This is a genomic window from Micromonospora sp. NPDC047521, from assembly GCF_055587305.1.
Genome location: NZ_JBVJGN010000002.1, coordinates 635,124 through 656,865 on the forward strand (window position 1 = coordinate 635,124; position 21,742 = coordinate 656,865).

Below are 21,742 nucleotides of genomic sequence, written 5' to 3' on the forward strand. Positions count from 1 at the left end.
CACAAGAGCCGTTGTATCGTCAGGTAACAACACGATAAAGCTCCGCGGGGCGTCTCCGGTCCAACCTCATCGGTGTGGTCGTTCCTCCCCAGGTCCCACCCAAGGAATGCGGACGGGACGCCCCGCGGCCTCGTTGACGGGGGTCCACCACTGACCAATGGCGGTCAGGCGGTGGACCCCCGTCGGCACGCCCCGGCGCCCGACCCGACCACCCCGGGCATGATCGTCCGGACCGGGTATCCTGGTCAGGTTGTCCGCGTCCGGCCGGGTTCCCCCGGCACGTGCGGGCAGCGACGCACGACCTCCTGCCACGGAAGGACCGTGGCCGCTTAGCCCACAGGAGGTGAGCACGTCTTGCGTCATTACGAAGTCATGGTGATCCTCGACCCCAGCCTCGAGGAGCGCACCGTCGCCCCGTCTCTCGACACGTACCTGAACGTGATCCGGACCGCGGGTGGCTCGGTTGAGAAGACGGACGTGTGGGGCCGCAGGCGCCTCGCGTACGAGATCAACAAAAAGGCAGAGGGCATCTACGCCGTCGTCGACCTGCAGGCCACGCCTGCCGCTGTCGCCGAGCTGGACCGTCAGCTGCGACTCAACGAGTCCGTGCTGCGCACCAAGGTCATCCGACCGGAAATGCGCTAAGCCTTCAAACCCCGGTTCGTCCGGATCAGCCTCCGCGACTCTGTCGGAGGGCTCTGCGAGCCTGTACGACGAGACGCTGAGTGCGCGAGGAGATGGTCATGGCAGGAGACACCACCATCACGGTCATCGGCAATCTGACCGATGACCCCGAGTTGCGGTTCACCCCCTCCGGGGCTGCGGTCGCCAAGTTCCGAGTCGCCTCGACGCCCCGCTTCATGGACAAGGCGTCGGGCGAGTGGAAGGACGGCGAGCCGCTGTTCCTCGCTTGCACCGTCTGGCGGCAGGCCGCCGAGCACGTCGCCGAGTCGCTGCAGCGCGGCGCCCGGGTGATCGTGTCGGGTCGGCTGCGTCAGCGGTCCTACGAGACCCGCGAGGGTGAGAAGCGCACAGTCATCGAGCTCGAGGTCGACGAGATCGGCCCGTCGCTGCGCTACGCCACGGCGAAGGTGCAGAAGATGTCCCGCTCCGGTGGCGGTGGCGGCGGCTTCGGTGGCGGCGGTGGTGGTGGCAACCAGGGTGGCGGCGGAGGCAACTTCGACGACCCCTGGGCTTCGGCCGCACCCTCTCCCGCGCGTGCCGGTTCGGGCGCCAATTTTGACGAGGAGCCACCGTTCTAATGGCGCCGAGCGCCCGCGATCGCAAACCAGGAGCACGTGCAATGGCCAAGGCTGCGGCACTTCGCAAGCCGAAGAAGAAGGTGAACCCGCTCGACAAGGACGGGATCACCTACATCGATTACAAGGACACCGCGCTGCTGCGCAAGTTCATCTCCGACCGCGGCAAGATCCGCGCTCGACGGGTGACCGGCGTGACCTCGCAGCAGCAGCGGCAGATCGCCCGCGCGGTCAAGAACGCCCGCGAGATGGCGCTCCTGCCGTACACGGCCACCACCCGCTGAGAGGAGGCACCGATATGAAGATCATCCTGACTCAGGAAGTGTCCGGCCTCGGTGCCCCGGGCGACATCGTCGAGGTCAAGGACGGCTACGGCCGTAACTACCTGCTGCCGCAGGGCTTCGCGATCGCCTGGACCAAGGGCGCGGAAAAGCAGGTCACGGTCATCAAGCGGGCCCGTTCGGCCCGTGAGATCCGCGACCTCGATCACGCGAACGAGGTCAAGGGTCAGCTCGAGGGGCTCAAGGTCAGCCTGAAGGCCCGCGCCGGTGACGGCGGTCGGCTCTTCGGCTCGGTCACCCCGGCCGAGATCGTCGACGCCGTCAAGGGCGCCGGCGGCCCGGTCCTGGACCGCCGCCGGCTGGAGGTGCCCGGTCACATCAAGTCGACCGGCAGCTACCCGGTGAAGATCAAGCTGCACCCCGAGGTGACCGCGTCGTTCAACCTGAACGTCGTTCAGGGCTGACGCCGGTAACAGCACCACGAGGGCCCGTACCGATCGCTCGGTACGGGCCCTCGCGCATGTCCGTGGGGAGGCGGGCTCCGACCGGTCAACCGATCGGCTGCCCCGTCACCGCGCTGATCAGCACCGTGGAGAGGCCACCGCCCACCACAGCGGCGGCGAGAGCGATGGTCGCCGAACGCCACGTCGTCCCGACCCGGCGCAGCAACGCCGCCACCACCAGACTGCTCACCAACGCCAGCCCGAATCGCGGCGAGCCGGCCAGCATCGACTCCAACGCCCGCGACCGGGGCGAGTCACACCCGCCCCCGCTGATGTCGGTGACACACCCCGCCGGCGGCAGACCGTCCAGAGTCAACAGCCAGACGAAGATCAGCACCGCCGGCACCAGATAACAGGCAGCGGTGTACAGCATCGGCCGGAAGGACCCACCCGGATCCGGGTCGAGCAGGTCGTCCTCCAGGCGCCGGGCCCAGCCGCCCGCCGCCACCGACTCCACCCGCTGGCGGACCGATGCCGTACCCACCGGAGGCTGGACCACCCGACGCCGGGTGCCACCCTCCCGCTGCACGGGCGCGCTGCGCGGACGCGGCGCGGTGTAGCCCACCACCGGCGACCTCGGCGCCGACGTCGACGGATCCATCCAGCGCGGGTCGTCACCGGCCAGCCGCGTACCCGACCAGAAGCCGTCGTCGCGACTCGGCCACCCTTCCGCCGACGCCGGCCGGTCCGAGCGGGGCGGCAGCGTCCGGTCCCACTGGTCGTCTTCGACCGCCGACCGCTCCCACTGGCCGGTACGGTCGGACCGCTCCCAACCCCCGACACCCTCTGCCTGCGCCCACTGCCCGCTCAGGTCCGTGCCGTCCGCGTCCCCGATCGGGGACCACGCGTGCACACCCGAGGCGTCCCACGGGTCCACAGCCGGCGCGTACGACGGCTCGGGCTCGGCGGCCCGCTCCGACCCGCGCTCCCAGGGATCCACCGCCGGACGCGTCCACGACTCCTCCGCCGCGCGACGGCTGCGCCGGGTGGGCCGGCCCGCATCCCGGCGGGGTGCCGGTTCGGCAGGCGCGGCATCCAGATCACCACCGGACCAGATCACCTGGGGGCGACCCGCGGGCGCCCGACGGGGACGACGGTCCGCGACCGCGCCCGACACGGGCTCCTCCTCCGCCGCGTTGGCGCGCCGGCGGCCGGCGTACCCCTGCTCCTGCGGGCGGTCGAGCGTCCACTCACCTGTGTGGTCCGACTCGGGTGCGGCACCGATCGCCGGACGCTCCCGCCAACTCGTCTCGCTGACCTGCCGCCTGGTGCTCGTCGTCTCGGTACGCCGCCAACCGGCACCGGAACCCGGGCGCTCGAACTGCGGATCGTCCTCGTCGTCGTCATCGGGCGCGGCGTGCCGGCCACCGCCGTCGGCGTGCCGAACACCCGACTCGAGCGCCCACCGGGGCAGGTACGCGTCGACCGGCTCGTCCTGCCCGCGATCCAACGCGCGCCGACGGCTGGAGGTGCGGTAGCGCCCGTCCTCGTCGTACGGGTCGACCGGAGGGGACGGCGTGCGCTCACCCCACGAGGCTGTCGGCTGGCCCTCTCGCGGGCTGCCCTCCCCGCGTCCCCAGTCCCGGTAACTCACGGCCGGATTGTGACCCTTCTGAACCGAAAGCGTAATCCGCTGTCCAGGTGTAGCCGTTCGCTGGAGATAGTACGGGACGATCGTGTCCCAGTCCCGACCGAAATATTCCCCTCCACAGGCTGGGGACCACGAAACCGCAGGTCAGACGCTTGCGGGCGAGAATTCCCCAACGGTTATCCACACCCTGTGCACACGCTGCGCACATGCTCGTCCACCGGCGTCCACAGGTTGTCCCGAGGCTCGTCCACCGGCCTTGTTGAGTCGCTGACCTCGGGGTCCGTATGGTTGGCCCTCGACCGCCGGCGCGATGGCCCCCGATCGACCGGCCCGGTCGGACGGAAGTGTCGTACCCCGGCGTGAAGCTGGGACTGATCCGGCGCAGTGGAGGGGGGACCCGTGTCGGTCACCGACGACATGCGGGCGGAGTCACGAGCCGGCGGAGGTCAACCACCCCCGCAGCGGGACGGCCAGTTCGACAAGACCCCACCTCAGGACGTCGCCGCCGAGCAGTGCGTCCTGGGCGGCATGCTGCTCTCCAAGGACGCCATCGCCGACGTCGTCGAGATCCTCAAGACCAACGACTTCTACCGGCCGGTGCACGCCACCATCTTCGACACCATCCTGGACATCTACGGCCGGGGCGAGCCGGCCGACCCGATCACCGTGGCCGCCGCCCTGACCGACTCGGGTGACCTGGCCCGCATCGGCGGCGCGCCCTACCTGCACACCCTCATCGCCAGCGTGCCCACGGCGGCGAACGCCGCCTACTACGCGCGGATCGTCAGCGAGCGGGCCGTGCTGCGCCGGCTCGTGGAGGCAGGCACCAAGATCGTGCAGCTGGGCTACGGCACCGCCAACGGCGGCAGTCGCGACGTCGACGACATCGTCGACCTGGCCCAGCAGGCCGTCTACGACGTCACCGAACGGCGGGTCAGCGAGGACTTCGCGGTCCTGGCCGACATGTTGCAGCCGACGCTCGACGAGATCGAGGCGGTGGGCGCGCAGGGCGGCGTCATGACAGGCGTACCCACCGGCTTCAGCGACCTGGACCGGCTGCTCAACGGCCTGCACGCCGGGCAGCTGATCATCGTGGCCGGCAGGCCTGGTCTTGGCAAGGCGTTGGCGCTCGACACCCCGCTGCCGACGCCGGATGGCTGGACCACCATGGGCGCGATCCAGGTGGGCGATCAACTGTTGGCCGCGGACGGCAAACCCACCACTGTCACGCACGCCTTCGACGTGATGCACGACCGTCCCTGTTACGAGGTGGAGTTCTCCGACGGCACAGTGGTCGTGGCGGACGCGGAGCACCTGTGGAAGACGACAAGCCGGGCGAGTCGACGGCAGGAGCCGGCGCGGCAAAGGCGTCACTGGTCCGAGTCGTCGCTGGCCAACGTGCGCGCGGCGCAGAGGCAGCTCGGTGCCGCACGGAACCAGCCGATCACTCTCTTCGACGCGATCGAGCAGGTCGGGCCGGAGTTCCGACATGTCCTGCACACCGTTGCCCGTGAGGTCGGGTCGACCGGCCGGATCAGCCGTCCCATCGTCCGCAACGGCAGGCCGCAGCACTGGACTGCGCCCGGGTATCCCGCAGGTCCCCTGCTGACCGCGCTCCTCGAACGGGCCGAGCGGGCGATCAACGCCGACAGCCGGGTCGACCACGACGGTGTCGTCACCACTGCTGAGATCGCGGCCACGCTGCGTACGGACACCGCCGAGCGGCGGCTCAACCACGCCGTACGCAACAGCGCCCCCTTGCAGCTTCCGGATCGGGAGCTGGTGATCCCGCCCTACACGCTGGGGGCGTGGCTCGGTGACGGCCACTCCGGTGCCAGTCGCTTCACCACCGCTGACCCGGAAATGATCACGCATGTCGAGGCGGACGGCTTCGTCGTTCGGCCGAGCGGACCGATGGTCTACACCATTCTGTTGCCGCCCACGCCCGTCGCCGGCGGGAACGGCGTCTGCGTGGACTGCGGCGTATCCACCCGCGCGTTGCGCGAGAACCCAGCAACGAGGAAGTGTTCCGCCTGCCGCCACCAGAACGGTTCCTTCCTCGGGCTGCTGCGCCAGGTCGGGGTGGCGGGGGACAAGCACATCCCGGGCGTCTACCTGCGGGCCTCCGAGGCCCAACGCCGGGCTCTGCTGGCCGGGCTGATGGACACCGATGGCACCGTCGCCCCGACGGGCAACCTGCAGTACACGTCGACCTCGAAGCGGTTGGCGGAGGACGTACGGGAACTCGTCGTCAGCCTGGGCTACCGCTGCACCATCAACGCGAAGCGGGTACGCGGTCGCATCCCTGAGTCGTCCATCGCGTACACGTTGAACTTCTCCACGCCCGATGTGGTCTTCCGGCTCAAGCGCAAGCGGGATGCGCACGCCGAACGCCGGCGGACCGCCTCCGACGTCCGGACGCTTTCGCGGTACATCGTCGACGTCCGCCCGGTGCCGAGCGTGCCGGTTCGATGCGTCACGGTGGACAATCCCGAGCATCTCTATCTGGCCAGCCGGGCGATGATTCCTACCCACAACAGCACGGCGAGCATGGACTTTGCCCGAAATGCCGCCATCCGTGCCAACCAAGCGGCGGCCATCTTCTCGCTCGAAATGAGCAAGGTCGAGATCGTCATGCGACTGCTCTCGGCCGAGGCGCGGGTGCCGTTGCACGTGCTGCGCAGCGGCCAGCTCTCCGACGACGACTGGACGAAGCTGGCCCGGTGCATGGGCGAGATCAGTGAGGCACCGCTGTTCGTCGACGACACGCCGAGCATGAACCTGATGGAGATCCGGGCCAAGGCCCGCCGGCTCAAGCAGCGGCACGACCTCAAGATGATCGTCGTCGACTACCTCCAGCTGATGACCTCGCCCAAGCGCACCGAGAGTCGGCAGCAGGAGGTCGCGGACCTCTCCCGTGGCCTGAAGCTGCTGGCCAAAGAGGTCGAGTGCCCGGTGATCGCGGTCAGTCAGCTGAACCGTGGCCCCGAGCAGCGTACCGACAAGCGCCCTCAACTGTCCGATTTGCGTGAATCTGGCTCAATTGAGCAGGATGCTGACGTTGTAATCCTTTTGCACCGTGACGACTACTACGACAAGGAGTCGCCGCGGGCGGGGGAGGCGGATTTCATAATTGCTAAGCATCGGAATGGCCCAACCGATACGGTAACGGTCGCGGCGCAATTGCATCTGTCGCGATTCGTGGACATGGCGATCGGGTGACGAGCACCGCTGCTCGGTTGTCTCCGTCGCAAATAGAGGACGTTGTTCGACGCGCGGGAACGGGCGAGAGTCTTACTCGCATCGCTAGCTCGTACGGTGTCAGCAGGCAGGCAGTGCGTGGCCTGTTGCGACGGCGAGGAGTCCCGGCTCGTTCTGTTGCCAAGTTGACTGACCTGGAACGTGCGGAGGCTGTAAAGCAATACTCCGAAGGACTGTCCGTGACCGAGGTGGCGAAGAAATTCGGGCTGACCGAGCCAGGCATGCGTGGCTTGCTGAGCCGCCGTGGCGTCATTCTTCGGAGGACTATCCACACCCTTCGGCACGATGCGTTCGACCAAATGTCGCCGGAAACCTGCTATTGGATAGGGTTTCTCTTCGCTGACGGGTGTGTGACGTATCGGCCAAACCACCTGCCGCAGATCTCCGTGGGCCTCGCCCAACGGGACCGCGACCATCTCGCGTCGCTACGCACGTTCCTCGGTTCGACTAGCAGCATCTCAGCACCTAGCCCCACGCACGGATCGTGCCAGTTCTCGGTACGCTCGGCACGTCTGGCAGAGCGGCTGGTCACTCTGGGGAGATACGACGGTCCGATCGGCGAAGGGCTGGACGAATCACGTGACTTTTGGCGCGGCGTCGTTGACGGAGACGGCTCGATCGGCACCTACCGCCGACCGAGTCCCAGTCAATCCACGTTCTCGCAATTCAGGTTGGTAGGCAGCAAGCGTCTACTTGAGTCGTTTGCGGCCTTCCTCCGAAGTCATAGTATCGATGGCCTCTCCGTGCGGCCGCATAAGACGATCTACACGATCGGAACGACATGCGGGCCTGCCGAGAATATAGTGACTCTTCTGTACTCGGACGCGACCGTCGCCTTGGCCCGCAAAGCCGAAGTTGCGAAGAAGATAATGGCGGTTGATCTCCCGAGGCAGGAAAAGGCGGCCAGCGAAGCTGACGCCAGGAATTACTCGATGTCAGCCGAGCAGGGGAAACCAGCCCGCTGACTCGCCCAGTTCCAGCCGGTCCCGGTCGGTGAGTGGCATCCGCCCGGTGGCCTTCAACAGGAATTCGTGGTCGTCCCAGGCGGCCGGGCGGACGGTGTCGTCGCTCAGCAGGCCGTCCATCGTGGCCACCGCGACGCGTACCGCCAGGGGGCCGGGCGCGGGCGCGTCGGGTAGTTCCGGCGTGAGGTCCAGGTGGTGGACGACGGCCTCGGTGGTCAGGGTGGCGAGAAAGTCCGGTACGCGCAGCACGTGGCCCTGCGTTGTCACGTGGCCGGCCGGGTCGGCTGCTGCGGCTGCGCGTACCGCCGCCGGGGCCGTCTCCGTCCAGAGCCGGACGATCCCGCTCGGGCTGTCGAACGCGGCGGCCGACCGGCGGACCCACCAGGCGTGCTGGGTGTCCTCGTCGCCGTTGCCGGGAAAACCGCGCCAGTAGCTCACGTCGTCGGTGTCGGCGGGGCCGTCGACGGGACTGGCAAGTGCCACAAGGGCGCGCTGGGCGTCACCGAGGACGTGCAGGAGCAGGTCCGCGACCAGCCATCCGCGACACCGGGTGGCGCGTTGCATGGCGGCGTCGTCCAGGCCGTCGACGGTTGCGGTGATTCCGTCGTACGCCTGAGCCAGCGCCTGTTCCGCCCGGATCGGGGTCATGCGGTGCAGCCTCGCACGGGCGGCGGCACCCGCCAACAGTTCCCTACAACGAAGCGCCCGGGCCGACGCGCGGTTCGGCCCGGGCGGGGTGGTGCTGGTCCGGCTCAGCCGAACATCTCGTCGAGGAAGCCCTTGCGCTTCTTCTGCCGGTAGTGCCCGTGGTAGCCGTGGTGCTGCTGCTGGTGGCCGTACGCGGGCGCCGGCGGGTAGCCGTGGGCGGGCGGCGGGGGCGGCGGCGGGGGGACAGCCCCGTAGCCGGGCTGGTGCTGGCCGGGCGGGTAACCACCGGGCTGCTGCATCGGCGCCGGGGGCGGGCCGCCGGCCTGCTGACGGCTCCAGTTGGCCTCCGCCTCGAACAGCTTCTCCAGCTCGCCGCGGTCCAGGAAGATGCCCCGGCACTCCCCGCACTGGTCGATGACGACACCGCTGCGCTCGTACTGACGCATTTCTCCGTGGCACTTGGGACAGGTGAGACTCATCACCCGACGGTACCTGGTCCACCTATGCAGTTGCTGTGAGCGCCTGGGTGACCTCTTCGTCGGACACCTCGTGGAAGTCGTCGTAGTAGACGCTCACCGCGCCGAAGTCGGCGGGGCGTTGGGCGCAGACGACCTGGTCGGCCTCGGCGGCGAGCAGCTCGTACGCCTCCTGGGCGCCGACCGGGACGGCGACCACCACGCGGCGGGCGCCGAGCTGGCGGACGACCTCGACGGCGGCACGTGCGGTCGCCCCGGTGGCCAGGCCGTCGTCGACGATTACCGCGATCCGCCCGGCGAGGGCCAGCGGGGGCCGTCCGGCGCGGTAGAGGCGTTCCCGGCGCTCCAACTCGGTCTGTTCGCGGTGTCTGACTTCGGCGATGTCGTCGCCGCTGAGTCGGCTGGCCACCGCGTCGTTGAGGACCTGCACGCCGCCCGGACCGAGTGCGCCGAAGGCGACCTCGCGGGCCCACGGCATGCCGAGCTTGCGGACCACGAGCACGTCGAGCGGTGCGCCGAGTCGTTCGGCGACGACACGCGCGACAGGTACGCCGCCGCGGACGAGGCCGAGGACGACGACGTCGGGTTCGCCGACGAGTGCGGTGAGTCGCTCGGCGAGCACCTGGCCCGCGTCGGCGCGGTCGCGGTACGTGGTCATGCCTTCAGGTCTACGCCCTGAGGTGGGATCGCGCCCGGCAGTTACGCCGAAGTGGCCCGACCGGACAGCTCACCGGGCGCGGGGAGACTCGACGTGTCGGTGGGGCGGTGCAGGGCGGGTGCCCAGGCGAGCAGGGCGAGCGGGTACAGCAGGTAGCCGAACCGGGTCGAGGGCATCAGTGCGATGGCGGCGAGTAGTCCGTACCCGCAGATCAGCGCGGTGGCGACGGCCGTGCGGGGCGGTCGGCGGGCGAGCCGGACGGCGATGGCCACGCCGGCCGCGACCAGCAGGGCGGCGGCGATGATCCGGCCGGCGGGCAGTGCCGAGGCGATCAGGTGGCCGGGGAACGGGGACTGCGCCGGGCTGGTCACCAGGCCGTGGCCGAGGGGGAAGCGCAGGACGTTCTCGACAAGTGCGTCGCGGTCGACAAGCAGGGCCGGGATCAGCGCGGCGACGGGCAGGCCGATCGCGCCGGCGGCGACCCGCGCACCGGCCCGCCGGGTGAGGCCCCAGACGATCAGGACGAGAGCGACCGGCCAGGCGAACAGCTTGAGTGCGCCGGCCAGGCCGACCGCGATGCCGGCCAGGCCGGGCCGGTCGGCGGCGGCGAACGCGAGGGCCAGCAGGCAGAGCGCGAGTACGGGTAGGTCGTCGCCGCCGGTGGCGAGGGTTAGGGCGCAGATCGGCAGGACGGTGGCGGCCTGTACGGCGCGGAGCAGCGCGGCGTCCCGGCGGTTTCCCGTGCCGGTCTTCCGGTTGGCTGCCGGTTTTCCGCGCAGGGCGAGCACCGCCAGGGCGAGCGCCAGCGCGGTGCCCACCGCGAACCAGACCCGGGCGTCGGTCCACCACGTGTCGATCAGTGCTCTGGGCAGGCCGAACAGGGCCATGCCCGGCTGGTACGGGGTGTAGCCGAGCAGTTGTTCGCCGGGCGGGAGGGCGGCGATGGCGTCGGGCCCGAGGTACGGGGTGCCGTGTTCCAGCAGGCGGGTGCCCGCGTCCTCCACGACCAGCACCTCCTCCTGGGCCCGGTCGGTGCGGCCGGCGGTGCGCTCGACGCTCTGCCAGATGATCGGCAGCAGTGCGGTGCTCACCCAGGTGAGTGCGGTGACCGTCCACCGGGCGGGGAGCCCGGCGAGCCGGGTGGTGGGGGTGCGCCGGCGCAGCAGGAGCTGGACGACCACCGCCAGCGCCGCGACCAGGTAACCGACGGCTGCGACGGCCCCCCACGCGCGGTGCGGCAGCAGCGTCGAGGTGACGGCGGTGATCGCGGCGAAGAGGGCGGAGACGGCGTAGAGGCCGAGGTCGAGGGCGAGCCCGCCGGCGGCGGTGTCGAGTGCCCGCCAGTGCCGGCGGCGGGCGGTCGGGTCGTCGGCGGTCACGGGCGACAGTTTGGCAGACCAGGCTGCGCCCACGTCACTCCCGCAGCCGGTGCCCGGTCAGGCGGGAAGGTGCGGGAGCCTGTTGCGCCCGGCCTGGCGGCGGGTCTGGTTCAGCCGGATCACCGCCCCGGCGTCGTGCAGCGGCGCGGCCAGGGCACCCGGTCGGCCACCCGAGCCGCGTTGCAGGGCCGCCAGGAGAGTGCCGGCCGGCATCGGCCGCGCGAACAGGTGCCCCTGGCCGGCGACGCAGCCCAACTCCCAGAGGGCGCGGCGCTGCGGCTCGCTCTCCACCCCCTCGGCGACCACGTCCAGGTCGAGGCTGCGACCCAGGTCGAGGGTGGAACGGATGACGGCGGCGGCCTCGGCCGAACTCTCCATGGTCGTGACGAAGCTGCGGTCGATCTTGAGTTCGTGCACGGGGATCCGGGAGAGCAGGGACAGGGACGAGTAACCGGTGCCGAAGTCGTCCAACGCCAGCCGTACGCCCTCCTCGCGGAGCCGGCTCAGCACCCGGTCGACCACGTCGAGCTGGCTGAGCGTCAGCGTCTCGGTCAACTCCAGCACCAGCCGGTCCGGTGGAAGGTCGTGGGCGCGCAGGCGGGCCAGCACCGAACCTGGGAAACGCGCGTCGAGAAGGCTGCGCGGCGACACGTTGACCGCGACCGGTACGTCGAAGCCCGCGTCGCGCCAACTGCCGGCAGCGGTCAACGCCTGGTCGAGGATCGCCTCGGCGAACGCCGGCAGCAGTCCGGAGCGTTCCACCGCCTCCAGGAACCGCAGCGGGTCGATCATGCCGTGGGTGGGGTGGTGCCAGCGGGCCAGGGCCTCGGCGCTTGTCACCTCGCCGGTGCCCAGGTCGACGATCGGCTGGAAGTTGACGACGAACTCGTGGTCCTCGACCGCCCGCGGCAGGTCACCGCCGAGAGTGAGGCGGCCCAGGTCGGCGGTGTCCCGCGCCGGGGCGTACGTGGAGATCCGCAGCCCGGCGCGCTTCGCCTGGTACATCGCGACGTCGGCGCGGCGCAGCAGCTCGGGCATGCCGCCGCTGGTCGGCGCGACGGAAATTCCGCCGCTGGCCTCGACGCTGATCCGCATGCCGTCCAGCTCGAACGGCTCGTGCAGCGCGGCGAGCAGCGTCTCCGCGCGGTGTGCGGCCACCGCCGGGGCAGGCAGCCCGCGCAGGAGTACGGCGAACTCGTCACCGCCGAGGCGCGCCACGAGATCGCTGGACTGGGCGGCTCCGCTCAACCGGTCGGCGACCTGCACCAGCACCTGGTCACCGGCGGCGTGCCCGAGGGTGTCGTTGACCTCCTTGAAGTGGTTGAGGTCGATCAACACCAGCGCGGTGACGCCGTCGGCGTGCCGGGCGCTCAACTGCTCGGTGCCCTGGTCGAGCAGATGCCTACGGTTCGCCAGGTCGGTGAGCGCGTCATGAGTGGCGGCGTACGCGTGCTCGTCGGCAACCCGGGCCAGTTCGGCGTACGCCTGGGCGTTGCGGACGGCGGTGCAGAGCGCGGACGCGAAGGTGCGCAGCGTGTACTGCTCCCGCTCGGAGAGCTGCACCGGTCCCCGGAAACGGAGCCGCAGCACGCCGACGTCGACGGAGCGGTCGTGGCCCTCCAGAGGGGTCGGGATGACTGTGGCGTTCACCTCGGTGGTTGCGCCGGTCGGGCCGTCGAAGGAGAGTCCGCCCGTGCCACCGCGTACGGTGCGGCCGCCGTCGCGCAGCTCGATCTCGACCTCGTCGGCGGAGAACAATTCGGCGGCCTGGGTGACGGCGGTGGTCAGGACCTCGTCCAGGTCGACCACGTTGAGCGCGTCGGTGGTGCGGGCGAGCCGTTGCCACGCCTGCTGTTCGGTGCGGCCCCGGATGCGCGCGGAGTAGGCGAGGTGCAGGCTCAGGACCAGGGGCGGAACGGCGAGGAGGAGGCGGGGTTCCGCCTGAAGGATGAGCAGGGTGATCGCGGCCACCACGAACCGGACCCCGTACCCGGCAAGCCGGAGGTCCAGGTTGCTCTTGAACTGCGATGAAATCTTGCTTCCGGACGCCAGGGCGATGACCGGGATTGCCAATGTCTCGTCCAGCAAGGCAGCCGAAAGGTACGCAAAAGCCAGGATTCCCACCAGCTGCGGGGCGTCCATTGTGGGCCAGGACCAGTCGAGCACCGTGAACGTCAGGCCTGCACCAGCCGCGACAAGGATGTTCTTGCTGACGCCGAAGGTCAGCTTGATCGTCGGCAGGCGGACGGAGGCGAGCGTGATGCCCACGCAGGTACAGACGATCAACCAGGACATCGGCGCGATGGCAGCCGCTATGACGATTGCCGCTTCGCTCCAACTGATCAGATGCACGGTGGAGCGCACGCGGACACGTGCCTTGACGAACGCCCCGACGGTGATCATGAAAGTGAGGGTCACGAGAGTCGCGACGTCAGGTACCGCTTCCGGCCCGGAGGTCAGGATCACTCGCAGGGCGGCGAGCGTAACGAACGTGGCGGCAACGACGAGGAGACCGACGAGCGGCCGTAGCCGTCGCTCGGTCTCGCTCTCGCGCCGTCGTGAAGAGGTCACTCAACTCCCGGATGACCACGCCTATCGTGCTCGAACCATACCTCTGTGTGACGCGGAAGTCCCGCGTCGATGTCAGCCCCACTCGTTACCGCGCATTTCACCTACTCCTTTCTTTCGTTCGGCTACCCAACTTGTTGGGGAACCGGATCCATGAAGGGAGCTTAAGTGGAGTAGGCCCCGGTTAGGGCTGATAAATGTCGGTATCACCATTATTAGTTAATTCGGTGCCGATTAGTGACATTCTGTTCGCACTTCGGTGCGGAGAGCGTCCGGCTGCTTTCGTAGGGCAGCTTCGCCGTCGCAGAATGTCGCTGGTGATCGGTTGCGTGAGCCGCAACCACCAGTGTCGGTACTGGATCGTCGCACCTCATCCGCCGATTCGGTTAACCAGGCGCCGGCTTCGGTCAGAGGCGCACTCAACTCGGAGTGGGTTGGCGGTCCGCTCGCGGAAGCTCGCGGTGGTTATGGTGGGCCCGATGAGATCGCCCTCAAGGCTGGGGGGCCGAGGGATGGTGGAGATTCGAGTACTTGGCGGCCTTTCGCTGCTCATCTCGGGCGAGCGGCAGGGGTTGGGGACCCCGAAGCAACGCACTGTGCTTGCCATGTTCGCGCTGCATCCGGGTCGGCTCGTCACTCCCGACGAGCTGGTCGATGAGTTGTGGGGTGCGAACCCCCCTCGATCAGCGCTACCCAATATTCGCACCTACGCCGCAAGCCTGCGCCGTACGTTCGACGCGACTGACGAGGGGCGCGGCGCTCTGGTGAGAGAGGGCAGCGGTTATCGATTGGAGCTGCCGACCGAGACGATCGACTCTTTCCGTTTCATGGCAGATCATCACCATTCCCGGAAGCTCCTCGCGGAAGGTGAACTCGACCGGGCCGAGGCCGTTCTGGAACGGGCCATGTCGGAGTGGAGGGGATCGGTACTCGCAGGAATGACGCTCGGCCCCGTACTGGCGACTCAGCGTGTCGCGATAGAGGAGGAGCGGGCTCTCGCGGTTGAACTCCTCGCCGATCTTCAGTCGCAGCGCGGTCGCGCAGGGCGGGCGGTGCCGTTACTGCGGCGGGTGATCGCCGAGCATCCTTTACGGGAATCCGCTCGGTTGCTCCTGATGCGAGTTCTTCAGCGGAACGGTGACACGGCCGGACTGGTCGAGGCGTACCACGAGGCGCGCCACGTGCTGCATGATCAGCTCGGAGTTGAGCCTGGGGCGGAGATACAGGCACTGTACGAGGCTGAACTGGGTCGGGTACGAAGGCCGAACCGGACTGGCCTGTCCAGCCACGACGAAGACCGTCTGCCGTCCGCGAGCGGCCCGGGGATCACTGGTGAGCGGGCCGCTGCCGACTGGCTTCCCAGAACGGTGATCGAGTTCGTCGGCCGGAAGGAGTGCGTCAGCCGTCTGCTCAGTCACGTCAGCCGGGTGGAGGGCCGTGCGTCCGCGGTACTTGTGGTTGACGGGATGGCGGGAAGCGGAAAAACGACAGTTGCTCTCCATGTGGCGCGCAAGCTCGCCCCGAAGTACCGCGACGCGCAACTCTTCATCGACCTACAGGGGCACGGGGACGAAGAGGCCATCGAGCCGTTCACGGCGCTCTTCATCCTGCTCCGACAGTTGGGTGTGCCAGGTGGCCGCATTCCTGCCGACTTGGATCATCGCGTCGAGTTGTGGCGTCGGGAACTGGCAGCCAGAAGAGTCGTCGTCGTCCTCGACAACGTTGCCGACAGCAGCCAGATACTCCCCCTGCTACCAACCGCACCGGGCGCCGCGGTCCTCGTGACGTCCCGTCGACGACTGGCTGACCTGGACGTTGGCCCGCCTGAGTCGCTGCCTCTGATGACCCTCGCGGAGGGGATGGCGCTGCTGTCGCAGAGTGGCGGCATCGAGAGGGTGGCGTCGGAGCCGGATGCGGCCGCCGAGGTCGTCCGCCGTTGTGGGTATCTCCCGCTGGCGATTCGACTCGCCGGGTCCCGACTTGCGCATCGCCCCGCACGGCGGGTCGCGGACCTCGCCGCGCTGCTGGCCGCGGAGCCGCCGTCGGTCCACCAGCTCCACGTGGGCGACCGGACTCTCGCGCGAGCCTTCGCGGCGTCGTACGAGCCGATTCCGGAGCCGGCGAAGCGTGCCTTTCGTCTGTTGAGCATCCACGCGGGCCAGTACAGCGCGGAGATGGTCGCGGCTCTGCTCGATCTGCCTCGCGCCGCTGCCGTCGAACTGCTCGACGATCTGGTCGATCGGCACCTGGTCGAGGAGATCGAAGGGGGTCGGTACCGGCTGCACAACCTCCTACGTCAGTATTCGCGCGCGCAGCTGCTGGAGGCGGACGGCCCAGATGCCACCAGGACGGCCGTGCGGCGTTTACTGGACTTCGCGCTTCATGCCTCCCTCGAAGCCGCAAAGGAGCTACATCGCGCCGTCGATGTCCGTGGAGAGGTCGATCCCGGGCTGTTCTCGCGTCCGGATCTCACCAGCCCCGACATCATCGCTGGTGTCGAATGGCTCGAACGGGAGCGCGTCAACCTGGCGATGCTTGTGGGCCTCGGGGCGGCGTACGAGCTCCACCACCACGTATGGAAGCTGTCCCGGGTGCTCTGGCGCTTCTTCTACGTGCGCGGCTACTTCGACGACATCCTGTACACCCAGGAGCTGGGGCTTGCCTCGGCGAAGATCATCGTCCACCAACGGGCGATCGGCACAATGCACAACTACCTCGCATCGGCCTTGGCGAAGACCGGCTCCCACCGGTCCGCGTCCGACCACCTCCACGCGGCGATCGCGCTGTTCCAGGCGACAGACGACGTGCGGGAGTTGGCCAAGCTTCGCGCGAATCTGAGTGTCGTCAACTGGCTGAGCGGCAATCTCGAGGAGGCTGTGGCCCTGGCGCGGCAGAGCCTCGCCGGCGGACTCTACGACAACCGCGTACCACTGGCCCTGCCGAACCTGGGCCTCGCGTTGGCCTCGCTCGGTCGCTGGGACGAGGCCATGAAGGTCCACCGGCACCACCTGTTCCAGGCTCGGCTGAAAAAGGACTACTACCACCTGGCGAACGCCCTGAGCCATCTCGCGGCGGTACGCGTACGGCTCGGACAGTTCCGGCGAGCTGTGATCTTGTTGAGTTCCTCGCTGGCGCTGTTTCGCCGTACCGGGCACCGGTACGGCGAAGCCGAGGCGCGCAACACGCTTGGTACCGCCTATCGAGGGCTGGGACAGCTGGATCTGGCCAGGCGGCAGCACGAGGCCGCCTTCGAGTTGGCAAACGACTCGGGCGAGCGGCATGCACAGTGCGCCGCACTCAATGAACTGGGCATGACGCTGCTGGCGACGGGGGAGCTGGCCGCAGGATCGGATGCTCTCCGTGAAGGGCTTCGGCTTGCGGGGCGGATCTCCAACCCGTACGAGCAGGGCCGTGCGCTTGCCGGCCTGGCCGAGCACTTCGCCCGTACCGACCGGGCGGAGGCTCGCCGGCACTGGGAGCGGGCGCTGGCGATCTTCCGGCGGATGGGCGTGCCGGAGCGCTTCGAGGTCGAGCGTCGCCTCGCGGAGCTGGGCACCACCGCGGTGAACGCCCACTGACCTGCCCGTACGGCGCTTATCGATTTCTTATCGCCGCCCCCGGTAGCTTCTTCGGCCGTAGCGGCGAACGGGGGAGGTTCTGCCCGTGGGCAGAACCGGGTCGTCGACACGCGCCCGCAGCCGGGTCCCCCCAGCGACTTCGGCTGCGGGTGGTGAGGGAGGAGCGGTGCCTGCGTCCCTGCGCCGCAGCACCCGGCGTGGTTGGTGGTCGGGCGCCGCTCCTTTCCGAACAGGTGGACGTCGTACCGTCCCGATAGGCTCACGGCCGTGACCGAACCCGCCCAGCTCAGCCACGTCGACCGCGCCGGCGCGGCCCGCATGGTCGACGTCTCCGCCAAGCCGGTGACCGGCCGGATGGCCGTCGCCTGTGGCCGCCTGCGCACCACGCCCGAGGTCATCGACCTGCTGCACCGCGACGGGTTGCCCAAGGGTGACGCGCTGGCGGTGGGGCGGTTGGCCGGGATCATGGGCGCCAAGCGCACCCCCGATCTGATTCCACTCTGCCACCCGATCGCCCTGCACGGCGTCACCGTCGACCTGCTGCTGACCGCCGACACCGTCGAGATCACGGCCACCGCGCGCACGGCCGACCGGACGGGCGTCGAGATGGAGGCGCTCACCGCCGTCGCCGTCGCCGGTCTCGCCCTGATCGACATGGTCAAGGCGGTCGATCCCGCGGCCTCCGTGGAGGCGGTACGGGTGCTGCGCAAGGAGGGCGGCAAGACCGGCGAGTGGGTTCGACCGGAGGACCGGTCGTGATCCGGGCCCGGGTCATCGTCGCGTCCAACCGTGCTTCGGCCGGTGTCTACGCCGACACCAGCGGGCCGCTGCTCGTGGCCGGCCTGCGTGAGCTGGGGTGCGAGGTCGACGAGCCGGTGGTGGTGCCCGACGGCGACCCGGTCGGCGTGGCCCTGCGGGCGGCGGAAGCCGACGGCGTCGACGTGGTGCTGACAAGCGGCGGCACCGGCGTCACCCCGTCGGACCGGACGCCCGACGTGACCCGGGGTCTGCTCGACTACGAGATCCCCGGCATCGCCGAGGCCATCCGCGCCCACAGCCGGGACCGGGTGCCCACCTCGGTGCTGTCCCGAGGGCTGGCCGGCGTGGCCGGCCGGATGCTCGTGGTCAACCTGCCGGGCTCCACGGGTGGCGCGCGCGACGGGCTGGCCGTGCTCGGTCCGATCCTGGGGCACACAGTCGACCAGCTTCGCGGCGGCGACCACTGACCGGTCCGTGCCAGGCGCCGACGGGTGTCGGCGCGTCCCGATAGGCTCGGCCGGTGAGTACGGAAACGGCACCAACCACGGACCGGGTCGCCGCTCCCCCGCCGGCCGGCTGGGAGGAGGCGCGATCCCGGGTGTACGCCGTCGGCCTGGCCGCCGCGCTCCCCGTGGTCGCCCGACCGCTGGCCGACACCGACGGGTCGACCCTGGCAGAGCCGTTGACCACCCGCACCGACCTGCCCGCCTTCCCCACGTCGAGCGTTGACGGTTGGGCGGTTCGTGGCACCGGCCCGTGGCGCGTCGTCGGGCGGGTGCTGGCCGGCAACACCCCGGCGCCGCTCACCGAGGACGACACGACAGTCGAGATCGCCACCGGCGCCATGGTGCCCGAGGGCGCCACTGCGGTGCTGCGCGTGGAGGAGTCGACCGTCGCCGACGGCCTGGTGCGCGGCACTCCCCGGTCGACGCCGGAGTGGCGGCAGCCGGGCGAGGAGGCGTACGCCGATGAGGAGCTGTTGCCGGTCGGCACGCCGATCGACCCGGCGGTGATCGGCCTGGCGGCTTCCTGCGGGCATGACGCGCTGCGGGTCCGGCGGGCGCCGCGCGCCGCGCTGCTGGTGTTCGGCGACGAGCTGCTCACGGCGGGGCCGCCCGCGGCCGGTCGGGTCCGGGACGCGCTTGGTCCGGCGGTGCCGGGGTGGCTGCGCCGGTACGGCTGCCAGGTGCGGGCGGCGGACGTGGTGGGCCCGGTGGCCGACACGCTGCCCGCGCACGTGGCGGCCCTGCGCGCCGCTCTGGCCAGCGCCGATCTGGTCTGCACCACGGGCGGCACGATGAACGGGCCGGTCGACCACCTGCACCCGACGTTGCAGGCGCTCGGCGCCGACTACGTGGTCAACACGGTGGCCGTGCGGCCGGGCTTCCCGATGCTGCTGGCCCGCCTCGTCGGTGACGACGGGCGGGTCCGGTTCGTGGCCGGGCTGCCGGGCAACCCGCAGTCCGCGATCGTCGCGTTGGTGTCGCTTGTCGCCCCGCTGCTCGCCGGCCTCCAGGGTCGCCCGATGCCGGTGCTGCCGCAGGTCACACTGGCCGAGGCGGTGCCCGGTCGCGGTGACCACACCCACCTGGCGTTGGTCCGTGTGGACCGGCTGACCGGCACCGCGTTCCCGGTGCGGCACGTCGGCTCGGCGATGCTGCGGGGGCTGGCCGGCGCGGACGGGTTCGCCGTCATCAGGCCGGGCACCAGCGCCGCCGCGGGCGACCGGGTGCCGATCGTGCCTTTGCCGCTGCTGCCCGGGGAGCGTGCGTCGTGACCGCGCCGGCCATCACCTTCGGCGAGGTCACCGACCAGCCGCTCGACCTCGCCGCGCACGAGGCGGCCGTCGCCGATCACCGGGCCGGCGCGGTTGTCTCCTTCCAGGGCGTGGTCCGCGACCACGACCACGGCCGGCCCGTGGTGAGCCTGGAGTACGAGGGCCACCCGAGCGCCGTGCAGGTGCTACGCGAGGTGGCCGCCGAGATCGCGGCCGACCCCGACGTCTACGCGGTGGCGGTGTCGCACCGCGTCGGGCCGCTGGCCATCGGTGACGTGGCGCTTGTCGCCGCGGTGAGCACCGCGCACCGCGCGGCGGCCTTCGCCGCGTGCGCCCGACTCGTCGACGAGGCCAAGGCCCGGCTGCCGATCTGGAAGCGGCAGGTCTTCGCCGACGGCACCGAGGAATGGGTCAACTGCCCCTGATCGTTCAGCGGCGGCCGTTGACAGTCACGGCCCGGGCCAGCCGGTCGCCGTAGAACGCCGGCTCGGCGCCCGGTCGCCAGGGCAGCGCGGCGACCAGCACGATCAGCGCCAGCGCCAGCGAGTTCTCCATCAGCGCGCCGAACAGGCCGTCCTGGTAGTGCGACATCTCGGGCAGCTGGTGCTCGTACGGCCAGATCGGCGAGATCAGGAAGAGCAGGTAGAGCCCGATCGCGGCGACGCCGTGCCGGAGCCCGGTCAGCGTGGGATACCAGATCGGCGGGCGGAGACCGTTGAGCCCGGGGAACCCGCCGAACGCCGGGGCCTGACCGGAGCGCTGCGTCACCCCCCGGCTCGCCTCGCGGCGGCGTACGGCGGCGTCGGCCAGGACGATGATCGCGGGGATGACCCAGACCAGGTGGTGCGTCCAGGAGATCGGGCTGATCACGTTGGCGGTCAGGCCGACAAGCGTGAACGCGGTCAGCTCGTCACCGTCGGCGCGGGAACTGGCCGCCCGGGACAGGCCGAGCGCCAGGATCAGCACCGAGAAGGAGAACCACAGCAGCCCCGGGGTCTCGATCGAGTCGTACAGCCGGGCCAGCAGCCCGGCGAGCGACTGGTTCGGCGTCATGTCCGCCGCGCCGACCCGCTCGGTCTGCCAGAGCACGCTGCCGAAGTACGTCCGCGACTCGTCGCCGACGATCGCGAACGTCCCCAGGGTCACGCCGATCGTGGTGCCGATGGCGGTGACCGCCACCCGCCACTGGCGGGTGATCAGCAGGTACGCGATGAACAGCGCCGGGGTGAGTTTGACGGCTGTGGCGAGACCGATGCCGGCGCCCGCCCAGGCGCCGCCGTAGACGAACCGCAGCAGGGGGCCGTCCGTCGCGGCGTAGTGGGTGCCCCGGCGGGAACGCCAGCGGAGCCCGATCAGATCGGCCATGATCAACGCGAAGAGCAGGATGTTGACCTGGCCGTAGCCGAGGGTCTCCCGGCCCGGTTCGATGGCGACCGCGAGCGGCACCGCCAGGGCCACGGTGAACCACAGTGGCCAGGCCAGCCGGTCCACGATGGGCCGGAGAAGCCCGGCCAGCACCAGGGCCAGCGCGGCGATGCTCGCGAGAGCGTTCACCATGCCGGCGGCCTCGATCGGCAGTTGCGCCATCGGCAGCATCACCAGCCCGGCGAACGGGGGGTAGGTGAAACCGAGCGTTGTGCCTGGCGCGATGAACTCGTAGAGCTCGTGACCGCTCGCCCACCACACCACCGCGCCGTGGTAGATCTTCATATCGAAGAAGTTGTACGGACGCCCGAAGGTGCCGATGGCGAGCCATGCGGCATAGGCGACGGCAGCCACGATGGCGCCACGTACGACTTTCCTGCGATCGATCCTGCGCGTCACGCGTTGGATTGGGGCGAGGCGGTCCGCCCGTCTACCGACAGCCGTCGGCATGGCGTGGCCACCCCCGTACCAAGGTCGTCCTACCCGTCCAGGTCCTGCACGGAGCCTAGAACGGCGCCTCACGTCAGTGCCTCCCGCGTTATGCGACCGTGTCCGATCCCACACATGTTTTTGACATTTCCACCGCGTTAACGCCTACCGGGTGGTTCAGGTAA

General features: G+C 69.9%; 18 protein-coding genes. 11 read left to right on the top strand and 7 right to left on the bottom strand.

Features of this window, described 5'->3' with window-relative positions:
- The first annotated feature begins 354 nt into the window (after positions 1-354).
- The 4 genes from rpsF (at position 355) to rplI (ending at position 2,004) form a co-directional block, all read left to right on the top strand.
- Positions 355-645 carry a 30S ribosomal protein S6 gene (gene rpsF / locus ACZ6N8_RS06885; protein WP_074315517.1) on the top strand — a complete coding sequence of 97 codons (291 nt, stop codon included), beginning with the start codon at positions 355-357 and terminating at the stop codon, positions 643-645.
- Between the two features lie 80 nt (positions 646-725).
- Positions 726-1,262 (top strand): single-stranded DNA-binding protein, encoded by a 537-nt coding sequence (locus tag ACZ6N8_RS06890; RefSeq protein ID WP_354815052.1) that lies wholly within the window; start codon positions 726-728, stop codon positions 1,260-1,262.
- Between the two features lie 41 nt (positions 1,263-1,303).
- Positions 1,304-1,543 carry a 30S ribosomal protein S18 gene (gene rpsR, locus ACZ6N8_RS06895; RefSeq protein WP_013289355.1) on the top strand — a complete coding sequence of 80 codons (240 nt, stop codon included), beginning with the start codon at positions 1,304-1,306 and terminating at the stop codon, positions 1,541-1,543.
- 14 nt (positions 1,544-1,557) lie between these two features.
- The gene (gene rplI, locus ACZ6N8_RS06900) at positions 1,558-2,004 is read left to right on the top strand and encodes a 50S ribosomal protein L9 (protein WP_151487665.1); all 447 of its coding nucleotides are present in this window, start codon (positions 1,558-1,560) and stop codon (positions 2,002-2,004) included.
- An 85-nt stretch (positions 2,005-2,089) separates the two neighbouring features.
- On the opposite strand, the gene ACZ6N8_RS06905 is transcribed toward rplI, so the two are convergent.
- The gene (locus ACZ6N8_RS06905; protein ID WP_466008117.1) at positions 2,090-3,637 is read right to left on the bottom strand and encodes a hypothetical protein; all 1,548 of its coding nucleotides are present in this window, start codon (positions 3,635-3,637) and stop codon (positions 2,090-2,092) included.
- Between the two features lie 381 nt (positions 3,638-4,018).
- On the opposite strand from ACZ6N8_RS06905, the gene dnaB reads away from it, so the two are divergent.
- Together dnaB and ACZ6N8_RS06915 are read left to right on the top strand one after the other, a co-directional pair.
- Positions 4,019-6,856 (top strand): replicative DNA helicase, encoded by a 2,838-nt coding sequence (gene dnaB / locus ACZ6N8_RS06910; RefSeq protein WP_466008119.1) that lies wholly within the window; start codon positions 4,019-4,021, stop codon positions 6,854-6,856.
- Between the two features lie 218 nt (positions 6,857-7,074).
- A complete protein-coding gene (locus tag ACZ6N8_RS06915) occupies positions 7,075-7,860 on the top strand; it encodes a hypothetical protein (RefSeq protein ID WP_466008120.1) in 786 nt (261 codons plus the stop codon).
- Here the strand turns inward: ACZ6N8_RS06915 and ACZ6N8_RS06920 are convergent.
- The 5 genes from ACZ6N8_RS06920 to ACZ6N8_RS06940 all read right to left on the bottom strand — a co-directional run bounded on the left by ACZ6N8_RS06920 (position 7,831) and on the right by ACZ6N8_RS06940 (position 13,592).
- A complete protein-coding gene (locus ACZ6N8_RS06920; protein ID WP_466008122.1) occupies positions 7,831-8,508 on the bottom strand; it encodes a maleylpyruvate isomerase N-terminal domain-containing protein in 678 nt (225 codons plus the stop codon). The two genes, ACZ6N8_RS06915 and ACZ6N8_RS06920, sit on opposite strands and share 30 nt — an antisense overlap.
- Before the next feature lie 104 nt (positions 8,509-8,612).
- Positions 8,613-8,990 carry a TFIIB-type zinc ribbon-containing protein gene (locus tag ACZ6N8_RS06925; protein ID WP_357984693.1) on the bottom strand — a complete coding sequence of 126 codons (378 nt, stop codon included), beginning with the start codon at positions 8,988-8,990 and terminating at the stop codon, positions 8,613-8,615.
- A 19-nt stretch (positions 8,991-9,009) separates the two neighbouring features.
- Positions 9,010-9,642, bottom strand: a complete 633-nt coding sequence (locus ACZ6N8_RS06930; RefSeq protein WP_466008124.1) for a phosphoribosyltransferase — start codon at positions 9,640-9,642, stop codon at positions 9,010-9,012.
- Between the two features lie 41 nt (positions 9,643-9,683).
- Positions 9,684-11,021, bottom strand: a complete 1,338-nt coding sequence (locus tag ACZ6N8_RS06935; protein ID WP_466008125.1) for a glycosyltransferase 87 family protein — start codon at positions 11,019-11,021, stop codon at positions 9,684-9,686.
- Between the two features lie 57 nt (positions 11,022-11,078).
- On the bottom strand, positions 11,079-13,592 hold the full coding sequence (locus ACZ6N8_RS06940; RefSeq protein ID WP_466008126.1) for a putative bifunctional diguanylate cyclase/phosphodiesterase: 2,514 nt from the start codon (positions 13,590-13,592) through the stop codon (positions 11,079-11,081).
- Positions 13,593-14,101: 509 nt separating this feature from the next.
- Here ACZ6N8_RS06940 and ACZ6N8_RS06945 point away from each other — a divergent pair.
- The 5 genes from ACZ6N8_RS06945 (at position 14,102) to ACZ6N8_RS06965 (ending at position 20,128) form a co-directional block, all read left to right on the top strand.
- Entirely contained in the window at positions 14,102-17,167 is a 3,066-nt protein-coding gene (locus ACZ6N8_RS06945) for an AfsR/SARP family transcriptional regulator (RefSeq protein WP_466008128.1), read from the top strand.
- Positions 17,168-17,434: 267 nt separating this feature from the next.
- Positions 17,435-17,926, top strand: a complete 492-nt coding sequence (gene moaC / locus ACZ6N8_RS06950; RefSeq protein ID WP_466008130.1) for a cyclic pyranopterin monophosphate synthase MoaC — start codon at positions 17,435-17,437, stop codon at positions 17,924-17,926.
- Entirely contained in the window at positions 17,923-18,393 is a 471-nt protein-coding gene (locus ACZ6N8_RS06955; protein WP_466008132.1) for a MogA/MoaB family molybdenum cofactor biosynthesis protein, read from the top strand. The genes moaC and ACZ6N8_RS06955 overlap by 4 nt, the downstream gene beginning before the upstream one ends.
- Before the next feature lie 53 nt (positions 18,394-18,446).
- Entirely contained in the window at positions 18,447-19,703 is a 1,257-nt protein-coding gene (locus ACZ6N8_RS06960; protein ID WP_466008134.1) for a molybdopterin molybdotransferase MoeA, read from the top strand.
- A complete protein-coding gene (locus ACZ6N8_RS06965) occupies positions 19,700-20,128 on the top strand; it encodes a molybdenum cofactor biosynthesis protein MoaE (RefSeq protein WP_466008136.1) in 429 nt (142 codons plus the stop codon). Before ACZ6N8_RS06960 ends, ACZ6N8_RS06965 begins: the two co-directional genes overlap by 4 nt.
- 4 nt (positions 20,129-20,132) lie before the next feature.
- Here the strand turns inward: ACZ6N8_RS06965 and ACZ6N8_RS06970 are convergent, their stop codons facing one another.
- Positions 20,133-21,578, bottom strand: coding sequence for a glycosyltransferase 87 family protein (locus ACZ6N8_RS06970; RefSeq protein WP_466008138.1), 1,446 nt, complete (start codon positions 21,576-21,578; stop codon positions 20,133-20,135).
- Positions 21,579-21,742 lie beyond the last annotated feature (164 nt).

What these genes read in the sequence shown, in the direction of transcription:
- ACZ6N8_RS06970 (WP_466008138.1), bottom strand. Translation starts at nt 21,578, where the DNA reads ATGCCGACGGCTGTCGGTAGACGGGCGGACCGCCTCGCCCCAATCCAA.
- rplI (WP_151487665.1), top strand. Translation starts at nt 1,558, where the DNA reads ATGAAGATCATCCTGACTCAGGAAGTGTCCGGCCTCGGTGCCCCGGGC.
- rpsR (WP_013289355.1), top strand. Translation starts at nt 1,304, where the DNA reads ATGGCCAAGGCTGCGGCACTTCGCAAGCCGAAGAAGAAGGTGAACCCG.
- ACZ6N8_RS06920 (WP_466008122.1), bottom strand. Translation starts at nt 8,508, where the DNA reads ATGACCCCGATCCGGGCGGAACAGGCGCTGGCTCAGGCGTACGACGGA.
- ACZ6N8_RS06930 (WP_466008124.1), bottom strand. Translation starts at nt 9,642, where the DNA reads ATGACCACGTACCGCGACCGCGCCGACGCGGGCCAGGTGCTCGCCGAG.
- ACZ6N8_RS06945 (WP_466008128.1), top strand. Translation starts at nt 14,102, where the DNA reads ATGGTGGAGATTCGAGTACTTGGCGGCCTTTCGCTGCTCATCTCGGGC.